Annotated in this window: 18 protein-coding genes; 10 read left to right on the top strand and 8 right to left on the bottom strand. The window is 71.6% G+C overall.

Annotated elements, in window-relative coordinates; all coding sequences use genetic code 11:
- Positions 1-23: 23 nt before the first annotated feature.
- Positions 24-1,265 carry an alpha/beta hydrolase fold domain-containing protein gene (locus ABD987_RS06060; RefSeq protein ID WP_345387819.1) on the bottom strand — a complete coding sequence of 414 codons (1,242 nt, stop codon included), beginning with the start codon at positions 1,263-1,265 and terminating at the stop codon, positions 24-26.
- 64 nt (positions 1,266-1,329) lie between these two features.
- Between ABD987_RS06060 and ABD987_RS06055 the strand changes: the two genes are divergently transcribed.
- Positions 1,330-2,724, top strand: a complete 1,395-nt coding sequence (locus ABD987_RS06055) for a WS/DGAT/MGAT family O-acyltransferase (RefSeq protein ID WP_345387817.1) — start codon at positions 1,330-1,332, stop codon at positions 2,722-2,724.
- Here ABD987_RS06055 and ABD987_RS06050 read toward each other — a convergent pair.
- Entirely contained in the window at positions 2,721-4,382 is a 1,662-nt protein-coding gene (locus tag ABD987_RS06050; protein ID WP_345387815.1) for a TIGR04141 family sporadically distributed protein, read from the bottom strand. The two genes, ABD987_RS06055 and ABD987_RS06050, sit on opposite strands and share 4 nt — an antisense overlap.
- Before the next feature lie 559 nt (positions 4,383-4,941).
- Here ABD987_RS06050 and ABD987_RS06045 point away from each other — a divergent pair.
- The gene (locus ABD987_RS06045; RefSeq protein ID WP_345388271.1) at positions 4,942-5,481 is read left to right on the top strand and encodes a Uma2 family endonuclease; all 540 of its coding nucleotides are present in this window, start codon (positions 4,942-4,944) and stop codon (positions 5,479-5,481) included.
- Position 5,482: 1 nt separating this feature from the next.
- On the opposite strand, the gene ABD987_RS06040 is transcribed toward ABD987_RS06045, so the two are convergent.
- Together ABD987_RS06040 and ABD987_RS06035 are read right to left on the bottom strand one after the other, a co-directional pair.
- On the bottom strand, positions 5,483-6,631 hold the full coding sequence (locus ABD987_RS06040) for a serine hydrolase domain-containing protein (RefSeq protein WP_345387813.1): 1,149 nt from the start codon (positions 6,629-6,631) through the stop codon (positions 5,483-5,485).
- Between the two features lie 48 nt (positions 6,632-6,679).
- Positions 6,680-7,564: an alpha/beta fold hydrolase gene (locus ABD987_RS06035; RefSeq protein WP_345387811.1), complete on the bottom strand. Its 885-nt coding sequence runs from the start codon at positions 7,562-7,564 to the stop codon at positions 6,680-6,682.
- 86 nt (positions 7,565-7,650) lie between these two features.
- Between ABD987_RS06035 and ABD987_RS06030 the strand changes: the two genes are divergently transcribed.
- From ABD987_RS06030 to ABD987_RS06005, 6 genes are all read left to right on the top strand, one after another.
- Positions 7,651-8,715: an acyl-CoA dehydrogenase family protein gene (locus ABD987_RS06030; RefSeq protein WP_345387809.1), complete on the top strand. Its 1,065-nt coding sequence runs from the start codon at positions 7,651-7,653 to the stop codon at positions 8,713-8,715.
- A 5-nt stretch (positions 8,716-8,720) separates the two neighbouring features.
- Positions 8,721-9,893, top strand: coding sequence for an acyl-CoA dehydrogenase family protein (locus ABD987_RS06025; protein ID WP_345387807.1), 1,173 nt, complete (start codon positions 8,721-8,723; stop codon positions 9,891-9,893).
- The gene (locus tag ABD987_RS06020) at positions 9,890-10,822 is read left to right on the top strand and encodes a bifunctional MaoC family dehydratase N-terminal/OB-fold nucleic acid binding domain-containing protein (protein ID WP_345387805.1); all 933 of its coding nucleotides are present in this window, start codon (positions 9,890-9,892) and stop codon (positions 10,820-10,822) included. The genes ABD987_RS06025 and ABD987_RS06020 overlap by 4 nt, the downstream gene beginning before the upstream one ends.
- Positions 10,819-11,223 (top strand): MaoC family dehydratase, encoded by a 405-nt coding sequence (locus tag ABD987_RS06015; RefSeq protein ID WP_345387803.1) that lies wholly within the window; start codon positions 10,819-10,821, stop codon positions 11,221-11,223. Before ABD987_RS06020 ends, ABD987_RS06015 begins: the two co-directional genes overlap by 4 nt.
- Complete coding sequence (locus tag ABD987_RS06010; RefSeq protein WP_345387801.1) at positions 11,220-12,389, top strand: lipid-transfer protein; 1,170 nt, start codon at positions 11,220-11,222, stop codon at positions 12,387-12,389. The genes ABD987_RS06015 and ABD987_RS06010 overlap by 4 nt, the downstream gene beginning before the upstream one ends.
- A gap of 206 nt (positions 12,390-12,595) precedes the next feature.
- The gene (locus ABD987_RS06005; RefSeq protein WP_345387799.1) at positions 12,596-13,195 is read left to right on the top strand and encodes a DUF5134 domain-containing protein; all 600 of its coding nucleotides are present in this window, start codon (positions 12,596-12,598) and stop codon (positions 13,193-13,195) included.
- An 88-nt stretch (positions 13,196-13,283) separates the two neighbouring features.
- Here the strand turns inward: ABD987_RS06005 and ABD987_RS06000 are convergent, their stop codons facing one another.
- Positions 13,284-13,748 carry a riboflavin kinase gene (locus ABD987_RS06000; RefSeq protein ID WP_345387797.1) on the bottom strand — a complete coding sequence of 155 codons (465 nt, stop codon included), beginning with the start codon at positions 13,746-13,748 and terminating at the stop codon, positions 13,284-13,286.
- 156 nt (positions 13,749-13,904) lie between these two features.
- Between ABD987_RS06000 and ABD987_RS05995 the strand changes: the two genes are divergently transcribed.
- Positions 13,905-14,057 carry a hypothetical protein gene (locus ABD987_RS05995; protein ID WP_345387795.1) on the top strand — a complete coding sequence of 51 codons (153 nt, stop codon included), beginning with the start codon at positions 13,905-13,907 and terminating at the stop codon, positions 14,055-14,057.
- Here the strand turns inward: ABD987_RS05995 and ABD987_RS05990 are convergent.
- Positions 14,035-15,201 carry an alpha/beta hydrolase family protein gene (locus ABD987_RS05990; RefSeq protein WP_345387793.1) on the bottom strand — a complete coding sequence of 389 codons (1,167 nt, stop codon included), beginning with the start codon at positions 15,199-15,201 and terminating at the stop codon, positions 14,035-14,037. The two genes, ABD987_RS05995 and ABD987_RS05990, sit on opposite strands and share 23 nt — an antisense overlap.
- Before the next feature lie 54 nt (positions 15,202-15,255).
- Positions 15,256-16,035, bottom strand: coding sequence for a MerR family transcriptional regulator (locus ABD987_RS05985; protein WP_345387791.1), 780 nt, complete (start codon positions 16,033-16,035; stop codon positions 15,256-15,258).
- Between the two features lie 111 nt (positions 16,036-16,146).
- Between ABD987_RS05985 and ABD987_RS05980 the strand changes: the two genes are divergently transcribed.
- On the top strand, positions 16,147-16,944 hold the full coding sequence (locus ABD987_RS05980; protein WP_345387789.1) for an ArsR/SmtB family transcription factor: 798 nt from the start codon (positions 16,147-16,149) through the stop codon (positions 16,942-16,944).
- Positions 16,945-16,955: 11 nt separating this feature from the next.
- On the opposite strand, the gene ABD987_RS05975 is transcribed toward ABD987_RS05980, so the two are convergent.
- Positions 16,956-17,822: a MaoC/PaaZ C-terminal domain-containing protein gene (locus tag ABD987_RS05975; RefSeq protein ID WP_345387786.1), complete on the bottom strand. Its 867-nt coding sequence runs from the start codon at positions 17,820-17,822 to the stop codon at positions 16,956-16,958.
- Positions 17,823-17,886: the final 64 nt, after the last annotated feature.

Raw genomic sequence — 17,886 nt, 5'->3', positions numbered from 1 at the left:
TGCGGACGGCCGCCGGGGCGCCGCTACCGCGAGGCCCAGCTCCGATAGGCGTGTTCCAGGAAGCGTTCGACGCCGCGGACCACGTGCGCGCTGCGGATGGACGGGAACACGTCGAACGCGTGCTGTGCCCCGGCCAGTTCCGCGTAGGCGACCGGTTCCTTCGACTTCTCCCGCAGCCGCCGCACGAACTCGCGGGCTTCCCGGACCGGGATCAGCGAGTCGTGCTTGCCGTGGATGACGAAGAACGGCGGCGCCTCGTCGGTGATGCGGTCCAGCGGGGACGCCGCGATGTAGTCGCCGAGGTGGTTCACCGGGTCGCGGTCCGGGGCGAACACCCGCCGGGCCAGCAGCTGGTCCCGCCGAAAGGTGCTCGCCCGCGAACCGGTGGTCGCGGCGAAGTCGTAGGCGCCGTAGTGCGGGACGCAGGCCTGCACACTCGTGTCGACATCGGGGTTCTCGGGCTGGTAGGCGGGGTCGTTCGCGGTCAGCGCGAGCAGCGCGGCGAGGTGCCCGCCCGCCGAGCCGCCGGTCGCGGCGACGAACCGCGGGTCGCCCCCGTAGGCGGCGATGTGCTCGCGGATCCAGATCAGCGCCTGTTTGACGCCGAGGATGTGCGCGGGCCAGCGGGCGGCCGGTGCCAGCGGGTAGTTGATCGCGACACAGACCCAGCCGCGCCGTGCCATGTGCAGCATCAGCGGCCTGCCCTGCTCCTCCTTGTTGCCGATCACCCAGGCCCCGCCGTGGACCTGCAGCAGGACCGGCGCGTCCGACACCGGACGGCGGGGGCGGTAGACGTCGAGCAGGTACCGCTTGCCACCCGGTGCGTAGGCGATGTTCCGCTCGACGACCACCTCCGGGTCGCGCATCCGGAACGGCAGCGCGAGCTGACCCCACGGCGTGGCCAGGTCACGCGGGCTCGGCGGATGCGCGAGCCGCGCGCCGTAGTCCTCGCCGAGCGCGGTGGTCAGCGCCTCCTCGACCTCGCCGCGGGCGCGCTGCGCGGTCGTGATCAGCGCGCCGAGCCCGGCGGCGGTCAGCCCGGCCAGCGCCAGCCCGATCCGGTCGGACGGGCGGCGGGCCCCGTGGCGTGCCAGGTGGACGGCCGTGTCGGCGGCGGTGAGCGCGAGCTGCTGGGGCGCCAGCTCGTCGGCCAGCCAGCCCGCGAAGAACAACGGGATCGTCGCGCGCTTCGAACGCACCGGGCGCACGGCGTTGGCCGTCAGGGCGAGCTGGATCGCGCGGCGGGTCAGGAAGTTCGGCTGCACCCGCCCGATGCTACCCGCCGCGCGCCCGGCGGCCGGGTCACTCGATCTGGCCTACGCTGGCGCCATGCAGCGACTGAGCGGGCTGGACGCGAGTTTCCTCTACCTCGAGACGTCCTCGCAGGTCCTGCACGTCTGCGGCCTGATCACCCTCGACGGCTCGACGATGCCGGGCGGGTACCGGTTCGCGGAGTTCAAACGGCAGCTGGCGGAACGGGTCCTGCTCATCCCGGCGTTCCGCCGCAAACTGCACAATCCACTCTGGAACGTCGGGCATCCGGTGTGGGTGGAGGACGAGGACTTCGACCTCGACCACCACGTCCACCGCATCGGCGTGCCCGCGCCCGGCGACCGCGCCGAACTGGCCGAGCTGTGCGCGCACATCGCGGGCCAGCAACTGGACCGGGCGCGTCCGCTGTGGCAGCTCTACGTGATCGAGGGGCTGGCCGACGGCGGGATAGCGGTGCTGATCAAGATGCACCACGCCAGTGTGGACGGTGTCAGCGGCGCCAGCCTGATCGCGTACCTCGCCGGGCTTTCCCCGGACGCGCCGCCGCCGGAGATCGAACCCGCCGCACGACACAACGGGCTCATGCCCGGCAGGCTCGACCTGCTGCGCTCCGGGCTCACCACGGTCGTCAAACGTCCTTACGAGCTGGCGAAACTGCTGCCCGACCTGGTCGGTCTCGTACCGGGCTGGCTGGGGAAAGCGTTGCGGGGCAAGGGAATGCCCGTGCCGTTCACCGCGCCGAGGACCTCGTTCAACGGGACCATCACCGGGCACCGCAGCGTCGCGTACGCGACACTCGACCTTGACGAGGTCAAACGCGTCAAGAACGCCTTCCGCGTCACCGTGAACGACGTCGTGCTCGCGCTGGTTTCCGGTGCGCTGCGCCGGTTCCTCGACGAGCGCGGCGAACTGCCCGGCGATCCGCTGGTGGCCACCGTCCCGGTGTCGGTGCACGAACGCACCGAGCGGGAGGGCGGCAGCAACAAGGTGTCCGCGTTCTTCGCCTCGCTGCCGACCCATCTGCCCGATCCCGCCGCGCGCGTGTTCTTCCTGGCCGAGGCGAACCGGCTGTCCAAGGCACACCACCACGACATCGACGCGGACATGCTGGCCGACTGGGCGCAGTTCTCCGCGGCGTCGATGTTCGGCCTCGCGGTGCGCGCGTACTCGGCGCTGCGGCTGGCCGAAAAACATCCGGTGGTGCACAACCTCGTCGTCTCCAACGTGCCGGGCCCGCCGATGCCGCTGTACCTGCTCGGCGCGCGGATCACCGGGTTCTACCCGCTGGGGCCGGTGTTCCACGGCGCCGGGCTGAACATCACCGTGCTGTCGAACGCGGACCGGGTCGACGTCGGGCTGCTCGGCGCCAAGGAGCTGGTCAAGGATCTCTGGCCGCTCGCCGACGCCCTGCCCGGCGCGCTCGCCGAACTGCTCGGCGCGGCACCCGCCTAACGCCGGCGTTTCGCGGCCTTCGCCCGGGTCCGCGACTTCGGCGCGTACGGGATGTCGGCGAAGCGCAGCTCGGCCCGCAGCGCGCGGACCGCGCGGTCCAGGCGCAGCAACGCGACCTGGGACAACGTGAACAGTTCGTCGACGTGCCACGACCGCCCGGCGGCGGCCAGCACCACGGTCCCCGGCGGGTCGGTGACGACCCGCGCCGGATCCAGCGCCGCGGCCTTCGCGGCGAGCTGGGCGAGCGCGTCGGGTTCGTCCCGCAGTGCTTCGGCCGAGACGAGCGCCTGCGTGTAGAGGTGGCTCGCGGCGGTCGCACGGCCGAGCCACTTGACGTGGATCAGCTCGCCACCGGGCCCGAGCAGATCGCACAGCTCGAAGCGGGGGTGCAGCGGCGTGGTCGCGAAATCCTTGTCCAGGCACAGAAAGCCGGGTTCGCGGGCGACCTTCCGGCAGTAGCGATGCTCGTCGTCGGGCTCGCCGCTGGGCGTCCACTTCACCTCGGGCCACGGGTAGCGCCGGGCCAGCAGCGCGGCCACCTGGGCCCGCATCTGCTCGACGTAGGTTTCCCCGATCCGGTACCAGCGGCCCTGGTGGAACACGTACCGGACGTGGTCGATCGTGGTCTCGAAGACCACCCACTTCGCGGCCGGGATCGCGGCGCCGGACTCCTCCTCGCCCGCGTCGTCTGCGCAGGTGACGACACGCCCCGCGCGCAGGGCTTTGACGCGCTTCTCGGCGTCGAGCGTGGCGAGACGGCCGGTGAGATGCTCCAGGTCCAGCCGTCCCGCCACGGTGAACGGTCCACCCGCGCCGAGCCCGGTGACCCGGAACGACCCGGCGTGCTCCGCCTCGCGGACCGCCGTCGCGGGCCACGCCAGGCCCAGCGCGCCGTTCTCCTCGCCGCCGAGTGCCCCGGCGAGCCGGTCTTCGAGCGTGGGCAGCAGGCGGTGGTGCCGGTCGAGCGGCCGGGTCTGGGCGATGAAGCGCAGCGCCGAGTCCCGGTCCGGTTCGTCCACCACCGCGCCGACGGCGTCGAGGTCGGCCAGGAACGCGCGGGGTTCCTTGGCCAGCGGGACCCACAGCGCGTTGCCGACCCGGATCCGGTAGCGCTTCCCGGTGACCCGGCCGTAGGTGAGCTCGGTGAGGTCGGCCGCGCCCGCCAGCCGGTTGACCAGCTCGCCGTAGGGTTCGAGCCGGAACGCGGACAGGTCGCCGCCGCCGGGGATGGAGATCTGCGTGGCCCGCGCCGACGCGTCGAGTGCCGCGCTGGCGATCAGCCCGAGGTCGAACGGGTCGAGCCGCCGGATCCCGAACATCAGGCCGAAACCCTGCTCGACGTGTTCGTCGTTGAGCGCCAGATGCCCGGCGCCCCAGGTCACCGCGTATGTCCACGGTGGACGCGGGACCAGCAGCACGGCGAAGGGCAGTTCGGCGGACAGGTCGAGTTCGCTGCCGGTCAGCGAGGCGGCGTGCGGGATCCACTGGGGGACCTCGGTGTGGAAGGCGCCGGCCACCAGCCGCGCGGGGGTGCCGGAGAGGTCGACGGCGGTGTCGACGGAGACCTGCTCGGGCCGGAGGGACACCAGCGTCTCGGCTTCGGTGCCGTCGAGGCGGAAGAGGGAGGCGGGTTTGCTCGGGGCGGGCGAAGCGGCCATGGAACCACCCGGTCGTACGTACACCGAGACACCGTGGGTGATCGGTGGCGTGGGCACGGTCAACTGCCTCGCTCCAGAATACGCCGGTGATCGTCACCGCCGATGACGAACGAGCCCCGGGCGGGAACCCAATCGGTGAAATCCGGTTGAACGCGGATTCGTCGTTATCCCGTCGTGAGTTCCCCGCTATGTTCGCGGTACACTTCGCCGACGGCGTGAAATCGCGGACCCGGCGGGTTTCGGGGCAGTGTCCACACTGGTCAGGAGTCCGCGAGGTGGTGATCGAGTAACCAGCGGGACGACAGCGAATGGCGTAATCGGGAATTCTCGATCTTTACTCGAATGGACGCCGTAACCGGTTATTCTGCTCTGTTCGGGCGGGTCGCGACAATGGCGCGCACGCCTGGTGACGGCGACGGCGGGAATGGCGGCGGGACAATGGTCCGGTCGAGCAGGACCGCCTCGGTGAGCGGGTTAGCGCTGCGGCCCGTGCACGACTACGCTGGCCGAGTCCATTCCCGTCCTGGCAGGTGGTGGGGGCAGCATGGAGACCGTCCCGATGTTCGCGCACGGAGACCGTCTCACCCGTCGGGACCTGGAGTTGATCACCGATGAACGTCGTCGGTACGAACTGGTCGACGGGACACTTCTAGTGAGCCCGTCCCCGCGCCCGCTGCACCAGCGGGTGGTCGCGCGCCTGCTCGCCGCGCTCACCCCCGGGTGTCCCGCGGACTGCGAGGTACTCCCGGCACCGGTGGACGTCGTGCTCGACGAGCACACGGTGCTCATCCCCGACGTCGTGGTGGGCAGGCGGGACAGCTTCACCGACCGCGCGCTGGTCGGTGTGCCGGTGCTCGCCGTCGAGGTCGTCTCGCCTTCGAGCGAGCACATCGACCGCCATCTCAAGCCCGCCCGGCTGGCCTCGGCGGGCTGCCCGCACTACTGGGTGATCGACCCGCGGGTGCCGAGCCTGAGCTGCTTCGACCTCGCCGGTGAGTCCTACGCGCTGGTGGGCGAGGGCCGCGGGGGCGACGAGGTCCGGCTCGAGAAGCCGTACGCGCTGACGCTCCGCCCCGCCGACCTGGTCTCGCCACACTGATTCACGCCGTCGCCGCGTACCGCCAGAACTCCCGCATGAACGTGGTCGGCACCGGCGTCTCCATCGCCAGCTGGGTGAGCAGGACCGCGACCGTGCCGGTGGCGGGGACGATGTGCGCGGTCGTGCCGGTGCCGCCGACCCAGCCGTAGCGGCCGGGCACGGTCCACGGCTCGACGGCCGCGACGTCCACCGAGCCGCCGTAACCCCAGCCCTGTCCTTCCAGGAACAGCGTGCCGGCCTCCCGCTGCGCCGGGGTCAGGTGGTCGGTCGTCATCAGCCGCACCGACTCGGCCGAGAGCACGCGATGCCCGTCGAGGACCCCGCCGCCCAGCAGCATGCGGCCGAAGGCGGCCCAGTCGTCGGCGGTCGAGACCAGCCCGCCCCCGCCGGAGGGGAAGCGCGGCATCGTGTGCCAGCTCTCGTCGGCGGTGGCCACGGGCGTGGGACCGCCGTCGCCGCCCGGGCGGTAGAGGCGGGCCAGCCGGGCGCGGCTTTCCGGCGGCACCATGAATCCCGTGTCGGTCATGCCGAGCGGCGTGAAGATCCGCTCGGCCAGGTACTCGGGCAGCGACCGGCCGGACGCCCTGGCGATCAGCAGGCCCTGGAGGTCGGAGCAGGTGTTGTACAGCCAGGCCGCGCCCGGCTGGTGCAGCATCGGTACGCGGGCGAGTTTCGCCAGCCACTCCTCCGGTGCGGGGAAGCCCGCCGGTTCGATGGGGTTCGCCTGAACCTGTTCGAACAGCGTGCGCACCGCGGGCAGGGAGAAATCGGCCGCGAAGCCGTACCCGGCCCGGAACTCGAGCAGATCGGCCACCGTGATCGGCCGGTCGGCCGGGACCACGTCGCCGACCGGGCTCTCCGGTGTGCGCACGACGCTGGGGGAGGCCAGTTCCGGCAGCCACTTCCCGATCGGGTCCTCCGGCCGGACGCCGCCGTCCTCGATCAGGGTCATCACCGCCGCGGCGACGATCGGCTTGGTGATGGAGGCGATCCGGAAGATCGAGTCACGGGCCATCGCGGTGGTGCCTTCGACGTCGTGCGTGCCGACGGCCGCCACCTCGGTCTCGTCGCCGCGCGCGATCAGCGCGACCGCGCCGGGCGCCCCCGCGCCACCGACGTGCTTCTCCAGGACGTCACGCAGACCGGTCATCGGTGCCCCCAGGTTCGTTCGGTGCCGGAAGACTAGCGCGGGACACCGTCAACGGGCGTGGACCGAGGTCACCGCGGCCATGAGCGCGGGCACGAACTCCTTCGCGTCGAGCACGCAGGCGGCGTGCCCGGCCGGGATCTCGTAGCTCGCCGCGCCGGGGACGCGCCGCGCGAGCGTCCGCTGGTGCGCCGGGGCGATGAACCGGTCGCGGCCGGTCACCACGACCGACGTCGGCTGCCGGATCGCGGCCAGCCACGGCCGCGAGTCGAACCGGCCGATCTCGTCGACCGCGACCGCGATCTCCCAGGCGCTGGTGGACCGGAACTCGGCCAGTGCCCAGCGGTGGTCCTCCAGCCGGGCCAGCCGTGCGCGCCGGGGCTCGCCCGGCACCGCGCCGATGCGCGCGCTCTCGCGGAACCGCGTCAGGGCACGGCCGAAGACGTCGAGCGCGACCCGCTGGCGGAGCCCGCGCCGGAAGTTGCTCGCGGTCGAGCACAGGATGAGACCTGTAACACGTTCTGGTTCCGCGTGTGCGACGAGCTGGGCGACCATCCCGCCCATCGAGTAGCCGCCGACGGCGAAGGTGCCGATGCCCAGCGCGTCCGCGACGGCGACCACGTCCTCGGCGCAGTCGGTCAGCCGGAACCGCTCCGACCGGATGCCCTGGCCGTGCAGGCGCTGGTCGAACACCACCACCCGGTAGCGCGCCGAGAGCCGCTCGAGCACGGGATACCAGGTCAGCAAGCCCGTGCAGGCGACCGAATGCAGCAGCACGATCGCGGGGGCGTGCCGGGGCCCGACGTCGACGAAAACGGTTTCTCCCCGGCCCGGCAGCGTGAGCGGTTTGGGGTCGGGCACGCCCGCGGTCGGCGGGATCGTCACCAGCCTCCGGGTGAGCAGCCAGCCGGCGTCCCCGATGGTGCCGCGGTCCATGCGCTTTCCTCCGGGGGTTGCCGATCTCGCCCGTTCCGGCTAAAACTAGAACAGGTTTCAATATTGCGCCCATCCGGAGGCGGTGGATGGACTTCACCCTTGACGATACGCAGACCGAGATCATCGCGCTCACCGCGAAGGTGCTCGGCAAGGACGGCGACCCCGGCGGCGTGTGGCACGCGCTGGCCGAGGCCGGGCTGCTCGCGCTCGCGCTGCCGTCCGACCTGGACGGTGACGCGCTCGGCGTCGCGGAGGTCGCCCAGGTGCTCACCGAGGTCGGCCGCGTGGCCGCGCCGGTGCCCGCGCTGGCCGCGCTGGCGCTCGGCGTGCTGCCGGTGGAGGCGCTGGGCAGCCCGGGGCAACGCGCCGCGCTGCTTCCCCCGGTCGCGGCCGGGGAGACCCTGCTGACCGCGGCCCTGCACGAGCCGTCCGCACCACTGACCGTCCGGCCCGGCACGACCGCGGTCGCGAACGGCGGCTGGCGGCTCGACGGTGTCAAGACGGCCGTGCCCTACGCCGCGGAGTCCGCGCGGATCCTGATCCCGGTGTCGATGCCCGGCGGCACCGGGGTCTTCCTGGTCGATCCGCGTGCCGACGGGGTCACGCTCACGGCGTCGAGGAATTCCTCGGAAACGCCGGAGTACACGGTGAAGCTCGACGGCGTCGCCGTGTCCGAGGCGGACCAGCTCACCGAACGCGGCGGGGGACAGGCACTCGCGGCCCTGCACCGGTTCGCGCTCGCCGGAGCCGCCGCGCTCGGCGACGGGCTGCTGGCCGGCGCGCTCACGCTGACCTCCCGGCACGTCGGCGAACGCACGCAGTTCGGCCGTCCACTCGCGACGTTCCAGGCGGTGGCGCAGCAGATCGCGGACGTCTACGTCGCGTCGCGGACCGTGCACCTGGCCGCGACGTCGGCGGTGTGGCGGCTCGCGCGGGGACTGGACGCGGACACCGACCTCGACGTCGCCGCGTACTGGCTGGCCGAGGAGGCACCCGCGGCGCTGGCGATCTGCCATCACCTGCACGGCGGCGTCGGCGTCGACGAAACCTATCCGCTGCACCGGTATTCCTCGGCGGTCAAGGACCTGGCCCGCGCGGTCGGCGGTGCGGCCGACCGGCTCGGCAGGCTCGGCGAACGAGTGGCGAGGTGAACGGGATGCACGTGGAGCTGACCGCCGAGCAGCAGGAGCTGCGCGCGGAACTGCGGAAGTACTTCGCCGGGCTGCTCAGCGCCGAGGAGCGCCGGTCGATGCTGCGGGAGCGGCACGGGACGGTGTTCCGCGAACTCGTCCGCCGGATGGGCCGCGACGGCTGGCTCGGCGTCGGCTGGCCGAAGGAGTACGGCGGCCGAGGGTTCGGCGAGATCGAGCAGCACCTGTTCGTCGACGAGGCCGCGCGCGCCGAGATCCAGCTGCCGTCGGTGACGCTCCAGACCGTCGGGCCGACGCTGCAGCGTTTCGGTACCGAGGAGCAGAAATCCCTGTTCCTGCCCCGGATCCTGGCCGGGGAGGTGCACTTCGCGATCGGGTACACCGAGCCGGAGGCCGGGACGGACCTCGCCTCGCTGCGCACCACGGCCGTGCGCGACGGCGACGAATACGTGGTCAACGGCCAGAAGATCTTCACCACCGGGGCGCACGACGCGGACTACATCTGGCTCGCGGTGCGTACCGCGAGCGACGCGCCGAAGCACAAGGGCATCTCGATTCTCATCGTGGACACCCGCGATCCGGGGTTCTCGTGGACCCCGATCATCACCTGCGACGGCGCGCACCACGTGAACGCGACCTACTACTCGGACGTCCGCGTGCCCGCGAACATGCTGGTGGGCAAGGAGAACGAGGGCTGGAAGCTGATCACCACGCAGCTCAACCACGAACGCGTGATGCTCGGGCCCGCCGGGCGGATCGGCGGTCTGTACGACCGGGTGCGCGCGTGGGCGGCCGATCGCCGGGCCCCGGACGGGACGCCGCTGCTCGACCTGTCCGACGTCCGGGCGGTGCTGGCCGAGGCGATGGCCACCGCGCGGGTCAACGAACTGCTGAACTGGCAGGTCGCGGTGTCCTCGGCGACCGCGCCGGTCGCGGTCGCCGACGCCTCCGCGACGAAGGTGTTCGGTTCGGAGCGGATCCAGCGGATCGGCAGGAGACTGGAGGAGATCGTGGCACGCCATGGCGATCCGGCCGACCCGGCGACGGCGGAACTGGCCGAGTTCCTCGACGTGCTCGCCAAGCGGAACCTGGTGCTGACCTTCGGCGGCGGGGTCAGCGAGATCCAGCGGGAACTGATCGCCACCACCGGTCTCGGACTGCCGAGGGTGCCGCGATGAGCGGCCAAGAAGTCGGCGTCCAAGAAGCCGCGGAACGTATTGCCGCACAAGGGGAATCCTCACCACGGCTCGCGCGGGACGCGGTCAACCAGGCGATGGTGAACAACTGGGTCGAGGCGATCGGCGATCACAACCCGGTGTACACGGACCCGGGCTTCGCCGCCGACAGTGTCCACAAGGGACTCGTCGCCCCGCCCGCGATGGCGCAGGTGTGGACGATGAACGGGCTGCACGGCACCCGCGCGGAGGACGATCCGCTCGGCGCCATGATGGCGGTGCTCGACGAGGCCGGGTTCACCTCGGTGGTGGCGACCAACTCCGAGCAGACCTACCACCGCTACCTGCGGCACGGCGAGCACGTCGCCGCCACCACGAAGCTGGAGGGCGTCGTCGGCCCGAAGCGCACCGCGCTTGGCGAAGGTTGGTTCGTCACCACGCGGACCACCTGGTACGTCGGCGAGGAAGCCGTGGCGGACATGGTGTTCCGGGTGCTCAAGTTCCGTCCGCCCGGCGCCGCGCCGGCGCCCGCGGTGAAGGCGCCGGTGCTGCGGCCGGTAATCAGCAGGGACACCGAGTTCTTCTGGGAAGGGCTGAAGGTGGGAGAGCTGCGGATCCAGCGCTGGGGCGAGACGTTGCGGCACCCGCCCGGCCCGATGCCGCCCGACGGCTCGCTCGACACCGTGCCGGACCACGTCGTCGCGTGTGGCCGGGGCAAGGTGTACAGCTACGTCGTGCACCATCACCCGCCGGTGCCGGGGAAGGAACTCCCGTTCGTGGTGGCGCTCGTGGAACTGGAGGAGGGCGTCCGGGTGATGGCCGAACTGCTCGACGCCTCGCCCGAAGAGGTCCACATCGGACTCCCGGTCGAGGCCGCGTTCGTCCGGATCGACGACGACCTGACCCTGCCCGCGTGGAAGGTGGCGCGATGACCGTGCACTACGCCGTCGGCACCGAGCTTCCCCCGCTGACGATCGAGGCAACGCCGACCTTCGTGGTGAGCACCGCGCTCGCCACGCGGGACTTCCAGGACGTCCACCACGATCGCGACTCGGCGGTCGCGCGGGGATCCAAGGACATCTTCCTCAACATCCTGACCGACACCGGGCTCGTGCAGCGCTTCGTGACGGACTGGGCCGGGCCGGAGGCGCTGGTGCGTTCGATCAAGATCCGCCTCGGGGTACCGTGTTATGCCTACGACACGCTGACCTTCACCGGCCGGGTGATCGAACGCGACGGCGCGGAGGTCGTGCTCTCGGTGTCCGCTGTGGACAGTCTGGGCGAACACGTGACGGGAACCGTGGAGCTGACCATGCCGGGCGGTGCGTCGTGACCCTTTCCGGAAAGGCCGCCATCGCCGGGATCGGCGCTACCGAGTTCTCCAAGGACTCCGGCCGCAGCGAACTCCGCCTCGCCGCCGAATGCGTGTCGCACGCGCTCGCCGACGCCGGGCTCGCACCATCCGATGTGGACGGTCTGGTTTCGTTCACCATGGACGGCAACAGCGAGATCGCGGTGGCCCGCGAACTCGGCATCCCGGAACTGAAGTTCTTCAGCCGGATCCACTACGGCGGCGGCGCCGCGGCGGCGACCGTGCAGCAGGCGGCGATGGCGGTGGCGACCGGTGTCGCGGACGTCGTGGTCGCCTACCGCGCGTTCAACGAACGGTCCGGGCACCGGTTCGGCCAGGTGTCCTCCGCCGCCGCGGGCCAGGTCAACTCCTCCGGGGTGGACAACGCCTTCCACTACCCGATGGGCATCGCGACCCCGGCCGCGACCGTCGCCATGGTCGCCCGCCGCTACCTGCACGAATACGGCGCCACGAGCGAGGACTTCGGCCGGATCGCGGTGCTCGACCGCAAGCACGCGGCGACGAACCCGAACGCGTGGTTCCACGGCCGCCCGATCACCCTGGAGGAACACCAGGCGTCCCGCTGGGTGGCCGAGCCCCTGCACCTGCTCGACTGCTGCCAGGAAAGCGACGGCGGTGTCGCGCTCGTGGTCACCAGCGTCGAACGGGCCCGCGATCTCGCGCAGCCGGTGGCGGTGATCGCGGCGGCCGCGCAGGGGAGCGGACCGGACCAGTACGTGATGACCAGCTACTACCGCGACGAGCTCGCCGCGCTGCCCGAGATGGGCGTGGTCGGCAGGCAGCTGTGGGGCCAGTCCGGGCTCGCTCCGTCCGAAGTGGACGTCGCGGTGCTGTACGACCACTTCACCCCGTACGTGCTGATGCAACTGGAGGAGCTGGGATTCTGCGGGCGCGGCGAGGCGAAGGACTTCATCGCGGACGGCGCGCTGGAACTGGACGGCGCGCTTCCGCTCAACCCGCACGGCGGCCAGCTCGGCGAGGCGTACATCCACGGCATGAACGGCATCGCCGAGGGCGTGCGGCAGGTGCGCGGCAGCGCGGTCAACCAGGTCACCGGCGCCGCGCGGGTGCTGGTGACCGCGGGCACCGGTGTCCCGACGAGCGGGCTCGTCCTGACAGGTGAGTAGCCGCGCCGGTTTCCCGGCGAGCGGGACACGTCGCGTGCCCTCGGGTGGCGCATCGGGTTCACCACAATGACGGCTGGTGCGGGCCGTCGGCGGATGTCACCGTGGAGAGATCATTCGCGACGCGTGGTGAGGGTGGCATGCCAGGACGTGACCGGTTCCAGTGCGGCGGCGCGCCGTCCCCGGCACGCGGTGCCTAGGCGGGACCGATGCACGGTCTCGTCGCGGTGGACTGGATCCTGACCGGGGTTTTCGTCGCGCTGCTGGTCCCGTGCGTGCGGCGCCTCGCCCGGCTCGACTACGCGCGGCTCGGCGCCCAGGTGCGCCACGGCGATCTCGTCGAGTTGCTGTTCGTGGTCGCCATGGTCGTGATGCTGTCCCCGGCGGGCGGCCCCATCCCGGCCGCGGGCTGGCAGGCCGTGTTCGCGCTCGTCACGGGCTGGTTCGCTGTCGCCTGGTGGCGGGCCCGCCACCGGCAGGTGGTGTCCTGTCACGCGGGACGTCCCCCCTGCGGTCACCACGCGCTGTCGGCGCTCGCGATGTTCGCCATGGTCACCGTGATGCCGCACGGCGCCGGCGACCGTGGCCCGTGGCTCACGATGTCCACAATGGACTCTCCGGCGTGGCGGTGGTGGCCCGTGGCCGCCGCCGTGGTCGCCGCGTATTTCGTGTTCGACGCGGCGCGTGCCGGGGTACTGGCGGTACGCGCCGGTGGTGACGACGGTGTCGTCGTCGGTGAGACCTCGCGCGCGGTGTGCCGCGCGGTGATGGGCGCCGGTATGGGCTACCTGTTCGTCGCCGCGCTGTGACCGGAGCCAGCCCGCCGCGCACGCGGCTTCGCCGCCTCGGTGGAACAGGACGCCGCCGGGCCGGGCACGCCCCGCTCCGGCAGGCGGATCAGGGACGCCGGAGCCTGCGGACCTCGCCGAGCCTGGGGCCGCCGGGATCGGGCAGGTCGGCCGCCGGATGAGCGGCCGTCCACGCCGCGGCCGCGGCGACGTCGTTCTTCAGCGCCGTGATCAGCTCTTCGGCGGAGGAGTACGCCCGCTGCTCGCGCAGGTGCTCGCCGAGCCACACGGTCAGCTCCTCGTCGTACAGGTCGCCGGTGAAGTCCAGGAGGTGGGCCTCCAGCAGCCGGTAGCCGTCCGCGCCGTAGTAGGTCGGCCGGCGGCCCACGGAGACGGCGGCGGCGATCCGGGTGCCGTCGGCGCGCTCGGCCCAGCCCGCCCACACGCCGTCGCCGACCACGTCGTCCTGGTCGCGCAGCGCGATGTTGGCGGTGGGGAAGCCGAGCTCCCGCCCCCGCTTGTCGCCGGATTCGACCTGGCCGCGCACCACGAAGAAATCCTGCTCGTCTGGCATCTGTCGTCCGTCCTGCCGTCGTTGCCCTCTGGACACCGTAACCGGCGGCACGGGGGGTGGCGCTACTCCTGATCAGGGGGTCCACTCTCTGGTCCTGGTCCGCCCCCCGCCTAGCTCGGGAAAGTCCGCGCGGCGGGTGCGGCGGGAGGAGCCGACGTGACGGGGATCATCAGGCGGGGGACGGCCCTCGGGGTCGCCGTGGTTACCTCGCCGTCGCGGCAGCGAACCGACGCGGTCGCGGCCGCGCCCGAGGACGGCGCCGTCACTCACGTGTCCACAGTGGACGTCAACGCCGCAGAGTCCGGGTGAAGAAGGCGACCACACCGTCGCGGACGGCGGGGACCGATTTCGCCGGGGAGATCGCGCCGATCAGCGACTTTCGCTGCGCGCCGGTCATCAGGCCCGCCGCTTCCAGCTGCGGGGCCACGGCGCCGAAGTCGGTGAACACCCAGTGCGTGGCGTCGCCGAGCTGACGCCGGCACGTCCGCTCCGGCGAGCGGGCGAGCATGGCCGACCAGGCGCGGTCGTAGCGCTCGGTGCGGTAGCCGTCGGTGCCCCACAGCAGCAGCGGCCGGCCGGTGCCCGCACGGACGATCGGAAGCAGCTCACCGGCCTGGCCGGGCTGTTCCGGCAGATAGTCGAGGAAGCCCTCCAGATTGACCGCCGCGTCGATGCGCGGGTCCTCGTGCATCGCCTCGGCCGCCGTCGTCCCGCCCGCCGAGTGCCCGTACATCCCGATCCGGTGCGGTTCGAGCGCTCGCCCGAGGTTCTTCGGCAGCGGGCGGTGTTCGGCGTCCGGGTTTTCGCCCTCGGCGAGCTTTTCGAGCCTGTCCAGCACGAGCCGGGTGTCCGCGAGCCTGGTGGTGATCATCGCGCGGAAGGCCGCGGGGTCGGTCCCCGGGTTGCGGCCGTTCAGTTCGAGGATCGTCCGGACCCGCCCGCCGGGGAACTCGACCAGGCTGGTTTCGCCGGGGTGGTCCATGGTCACCACGACGAAGCCGCGGCTGGCCAGCTCTTCGGCGACACCGGTGCCGAGCGTGCGCGGATCACCGAAACCCGGGCTGTAGAGCACGACCGGACGGCGGCCCGGTCGCGCCGGGGCCCCGGTGTGCGCGTGCGTCCTCGTCGCCGCCCAGCCCACCTTGTCCTTTGTGGACGAAAGCTCCGGGTGCAGGATCACCGTGTCGGTGGTGGCGAACCACTCCGCGGCTTTGCGCGTCATCTGCGGGGCTTCCGGGTAACCCCCGACCTCCCCGGCCGGGTAGAACACCGACACCATCACCTCCCGGGTGCGGGTCGGGCTTCCGGGGTCCGGGCGCACGGAGTCGACCAGGTGCAGCTCGGTGACGCCGACCGCGTGCGGGCCGGTCGGTGCCGGGAGCCGCGGCACGACCGGTTCGGCCGCCTGCGCGACTCCGGTGCTCGCCAGAAACGGCACGAAAAGAAGCAGCATCCATCGTCGGAACATTTCTTCCCCCTCGCTACGTGGGCGGTCACCCGCCCGTCTTCAGCCGGCGGACAACGCCGCCGCGTAGGCCTTGGCCACGTAGTCCCACAGTTCGTCGCCGAGCGCGACGTCCGTACCCTCGGGCGCCACGTCCCGCAGCACGCCGAGCCCCCGCTCCCGGAAGAACCGCGCGACCGAATCCTTGAGCCCGGCGTCGCCGCCGGTGTACATGTCCAGCACCACGAACAGACGCCGCAGTGTCCGCACGACCTCGGGCGCGTCCACCGGATCGCCGGCACGGCAGTGCTCGGCCAGTTTCGTCAGCACCTGCGGCCATTCCGCGTCCAGCCACTTCCGGCCGTCGTCGCCGAGTTCGCCGGCGCGTTCGTCCAGCAGGTCGCGTTGCTCCCGGGTGATGTAGCTGTCGAACAGGCTGGTGCGGCCCAGCAGGGTGAGCAGTTCGCCGGTGTCCGGGCGCGGCCTCGCGTCGTTCAGCTGCTCGAGCAGGCCGCGGATCTGGCGTCCCAGCGCGGTCAGCCGCCAGACCTCGTCGTCGATCTCTTCGAGACGGCGATCGAGTACCTCGCGCAGGACACCGGGATCGGCGAGTACGCCGCCGATCTCCTCCAGCGACATCCCGAGCTGGCGCAGCAGCCGGATCCGGTACAGCAGGTGCAGGTCCCGTTCGGTGTACCGGCGGTGCCCGGAACGGGTGCGCTCGCTCGGCCGCAGCAGGCCGAGTTCGTCGTAGTGGTGCAGGGCGCGCACCGTCGTGCCGGTCGCCTTGGCCAGCGCCCCGACACTCCATCGTCGCTGGTCAGCACCCCCGGGTCCGCTCACCTGGACCACGATAGAACCTCACGTAGCGGGAGGTTCAAGGCCCGGTTGACATGCAGCCAGATGGCTGCCTATAGTTCAGGCAGCCGATTGGCTGCATGAGTGGGGTGATCGATGGACGAGGTGTTCAAGGCGCTGGCCGACGGCAGCCGCCGGGCGCTGCTGGACAGCCTGAACGCGCACAACGGCCAGACGCTGCGCGAACTGTGTGCCGGGCTGGACATGGCACGTCAGTCGGTCAGCAAGCATCTCGCCGTGCTCGAAGTGGCGAACCTCGTGACCACCGTGTGGCGCGGCCGGGAGAAGTTGCACTACCTCAACGCCGAGCCGATCAACGCCCTGTCCGAGCGGTGGATCGACCGCTACCACCGGACGCGGGTGGACGCGCTCGCCGACCTGAAGAAAGCACTCGAAGGAGATCCGATGAGCAAGCCCGAATTCGTCTACACGAGCTACATCAGCACGACGCCGGAGAAGCTCTGGCAGGCGCTGACCGAGCCCGCCTTCACACGCCGTTACTGGGGCCCCACGTTCGAAACCGACTGGAAGCCCGGCTCGGCGATGGCCTGGGTCGAGCCGGAGTTCACGATCGCCGATCCCGAGCAGGTCGTCCTCGAAGCCGAGCCGTACACCAGGCTGTCCTACCGCTGGCACACCTTCACCAGGGAACACGCCGAAACCCACGGGCTGGACGAGGAGTTCCGGGCCAGGGCCGCCGCGGAGCCGCGGTCCAAGGTGACCTTCACGCTCGAACCGCAGGGTCCGCTGGTCAAGCTCACCGTCGTGCACGACGGCTTCGACCCGGACAGCGTCGTCCTGGCGGCGGTCAGCGGCGGCTGGCCGCACCTGTTGTCGAACCTCAAGACCCTGCTGGAGACCGGCGACACCCTGCCCGAGCCCGCCGGGGCGTAAACGCCGGGGCGTTACGCCGGGACCGGCACCAGCACCGTGTCCGCGAGCACCGGCGCGTCCTCGCGGTCCGGTGCCGTGGTGGTGACCAGCAGGCGGTCGTTTTCGCGCCACACCCGGGTGCGCAGCGTCTCGCCGGGGAACACCACCCCCGCGAACTTCGTGCCGTAGGACCGGACCCGGTCCGGATCGCCGTCGAGGAAGGCGTCGATCACGGTCTTCGCCACGACGCCGTAGGTGCACAGCCCGTGCAGGATAGGCCGGTCGAACCCGGCCGCGCGGGCGAACTCCGGGTCGGAGTGCAGCGGGTTGCGGTCGCCGCAGAGCCGGTACAGCAACGCCTGCTGGGGCAGGGTCGGCGTGTCGAGCACGGCGTCCGGCTCACGATCGGGCCACTCCACGCGGTCGGACGGGCCGCGCTCACCACCGAAGCCGCCTTCGCCGCGGGCGAAGATGCTCGACCTCGCCGTCCACAGTGGACTTCCGTCCTCGCCGGTCACGGCCGTCTCCTGGATCACGACCGCGGCCTTGCCCTTGTCGAAGACGTCCGCGATCCGCGAGCGCGCGACGGCCTTGCCCTCGACCGGGATCGGGCGGTGCAGTTCGATCTCCTGCTTGCCGTGCAGCACCTTCGCCAGGTCGATCTCGACGCCGGGGAACGACACCGCGGGCGGATCGAACACCCGCAGATTCGCCGCCACGGTGGCGAACGTCGGGATCACCCGCAGGCCGCGTTCGGACGCGTAGCGCAGTTCCCGTTCGTCCGCGGGATCCGCGCCGGCGCCGAGCGCGAGGTGATAGAGCAGCACGTCCGACGGCGTCCAGGAGAAGGCGACCTCGCCGAGGTCGGCGCCGATGGCGACAGCGGGATCGATGGGCACGGGTGACTCCTACTGTGCTGAGAGGTACCGAACGGCCGAAAGCGAGTGGACCGGTTCGGTTCGT

Source organism: Amycolatopsis samaneae, assembly GCF_039541975.1.
In the GTDB taxonomy this organism is placed as follows: domain Bacteria; phylum Actinomycetota; class Actinomycetes; order Mycobacteriales; family Pseudonocardiaceae; genus Amycolatopsis; species Amycolatopsis samaneae.
Note: the sequence above shows the minus strand (reverse complement) of the source record. Positions and strands in the feature narration are given on the sequence as shown.

Excerpts from the sequence above, each read along its gene's own strand:
- ABD987_RS06055 (WP_345387817.1), top strand. The coding sequence starts at position 1,330 with ATGCAGCGACTGAGCGGGCTGGACGCGAGTTTCCTCTACCTCGAGACG.
- ABD987_RS06050 (WP_345387815.1), bottom strand. The coding sequence starts at position 4,382 with ATGGCCGCTTCGCCCGCCCCGAGCAAACCCGCCTCCCTCTTCCGCCTC.
- ABD987_RS06045 (WP_345388271.1), top strand. The coding sequence starts at position 4,942 with ATGTTCGCGCACGGAGACCGTCTCACCCGTCGGGACCTGGAGTTGATC.
- ABD987_RS06040 (WP_345387813.1), bottom strand. The coding sequence starts at position 6,631 with ATGACCGGTCTGCGTGACGTCCTGGAGAAGCACGTCGGTGGCGCGGGG.
- ABD987_RS06035 (WP_345387811.1), bottom strand. The coding sequence starts at position 7,564 with ATGGACCGCGGCACCATCGGGGACGCCGGCTGGCTGCTCACCCGGAGG.
- ABD987_RS06030 (WP_345387809.1), top strand. The coding sequence starts at position 7,651 with ATGGACTTCACCCTTGACGATACGCAGACCGAGATCATCGCGCTCACC.
- ABD987_RS06025 (WP_345387807.1), top strand. The coding sequence starts at position 8,721 with ATGCACGTGGAGCTGACCGCCGAGCAGCAGGAGCTGCGCGCGGAACTG.
- ABD987_RS06020 (WP_345387805.1), top strand. The coding sequence starts at position 9,890 with ATGAGCGGCCAAGAAGTCGGCGTCCAAGAAGCCGCGGAACGTATTGCC.
- ABD987_RS06015 (WP_345387803.1), top strand. The coding sequence starts at position 10,819 with ATGACCGTGCACTACGCCGTCGGCACCGAGCTTCCCCCGCTGACGATC.
- ABD987_RS06005 (WP_345387799.1), top strand. The coding sequence starts at position 12,596 with ATGCACGGTCTCGTCGCGGTGGACTGGATCCTGACCGGGGTTTTCGTC.
- ABD987_RS06000 (WP_345387797.1), bottom strand. The coding sequence starts at position 13,748 with ATGCCAGACGAGCAGGATTTCTTCGTGGTGCGCGGCCAGGTCGAATCC.
- ABD987_RS05990 (WP_345387793.1), bottom strand. The coding sequence starts at position 15,201 with ATGCTGCTTCTTTTCGTGCCGTTTCTGGCGAGCACCGGAGTCGCGCAG.
- ABD987_RS05980 (WP_345387789.1), top strand. The coding sequence starts at position 16,147 with ATGGACGAGGTGTTCAAGGCGCTGGCCGACGGCAGCCGCCGGGCGCTG.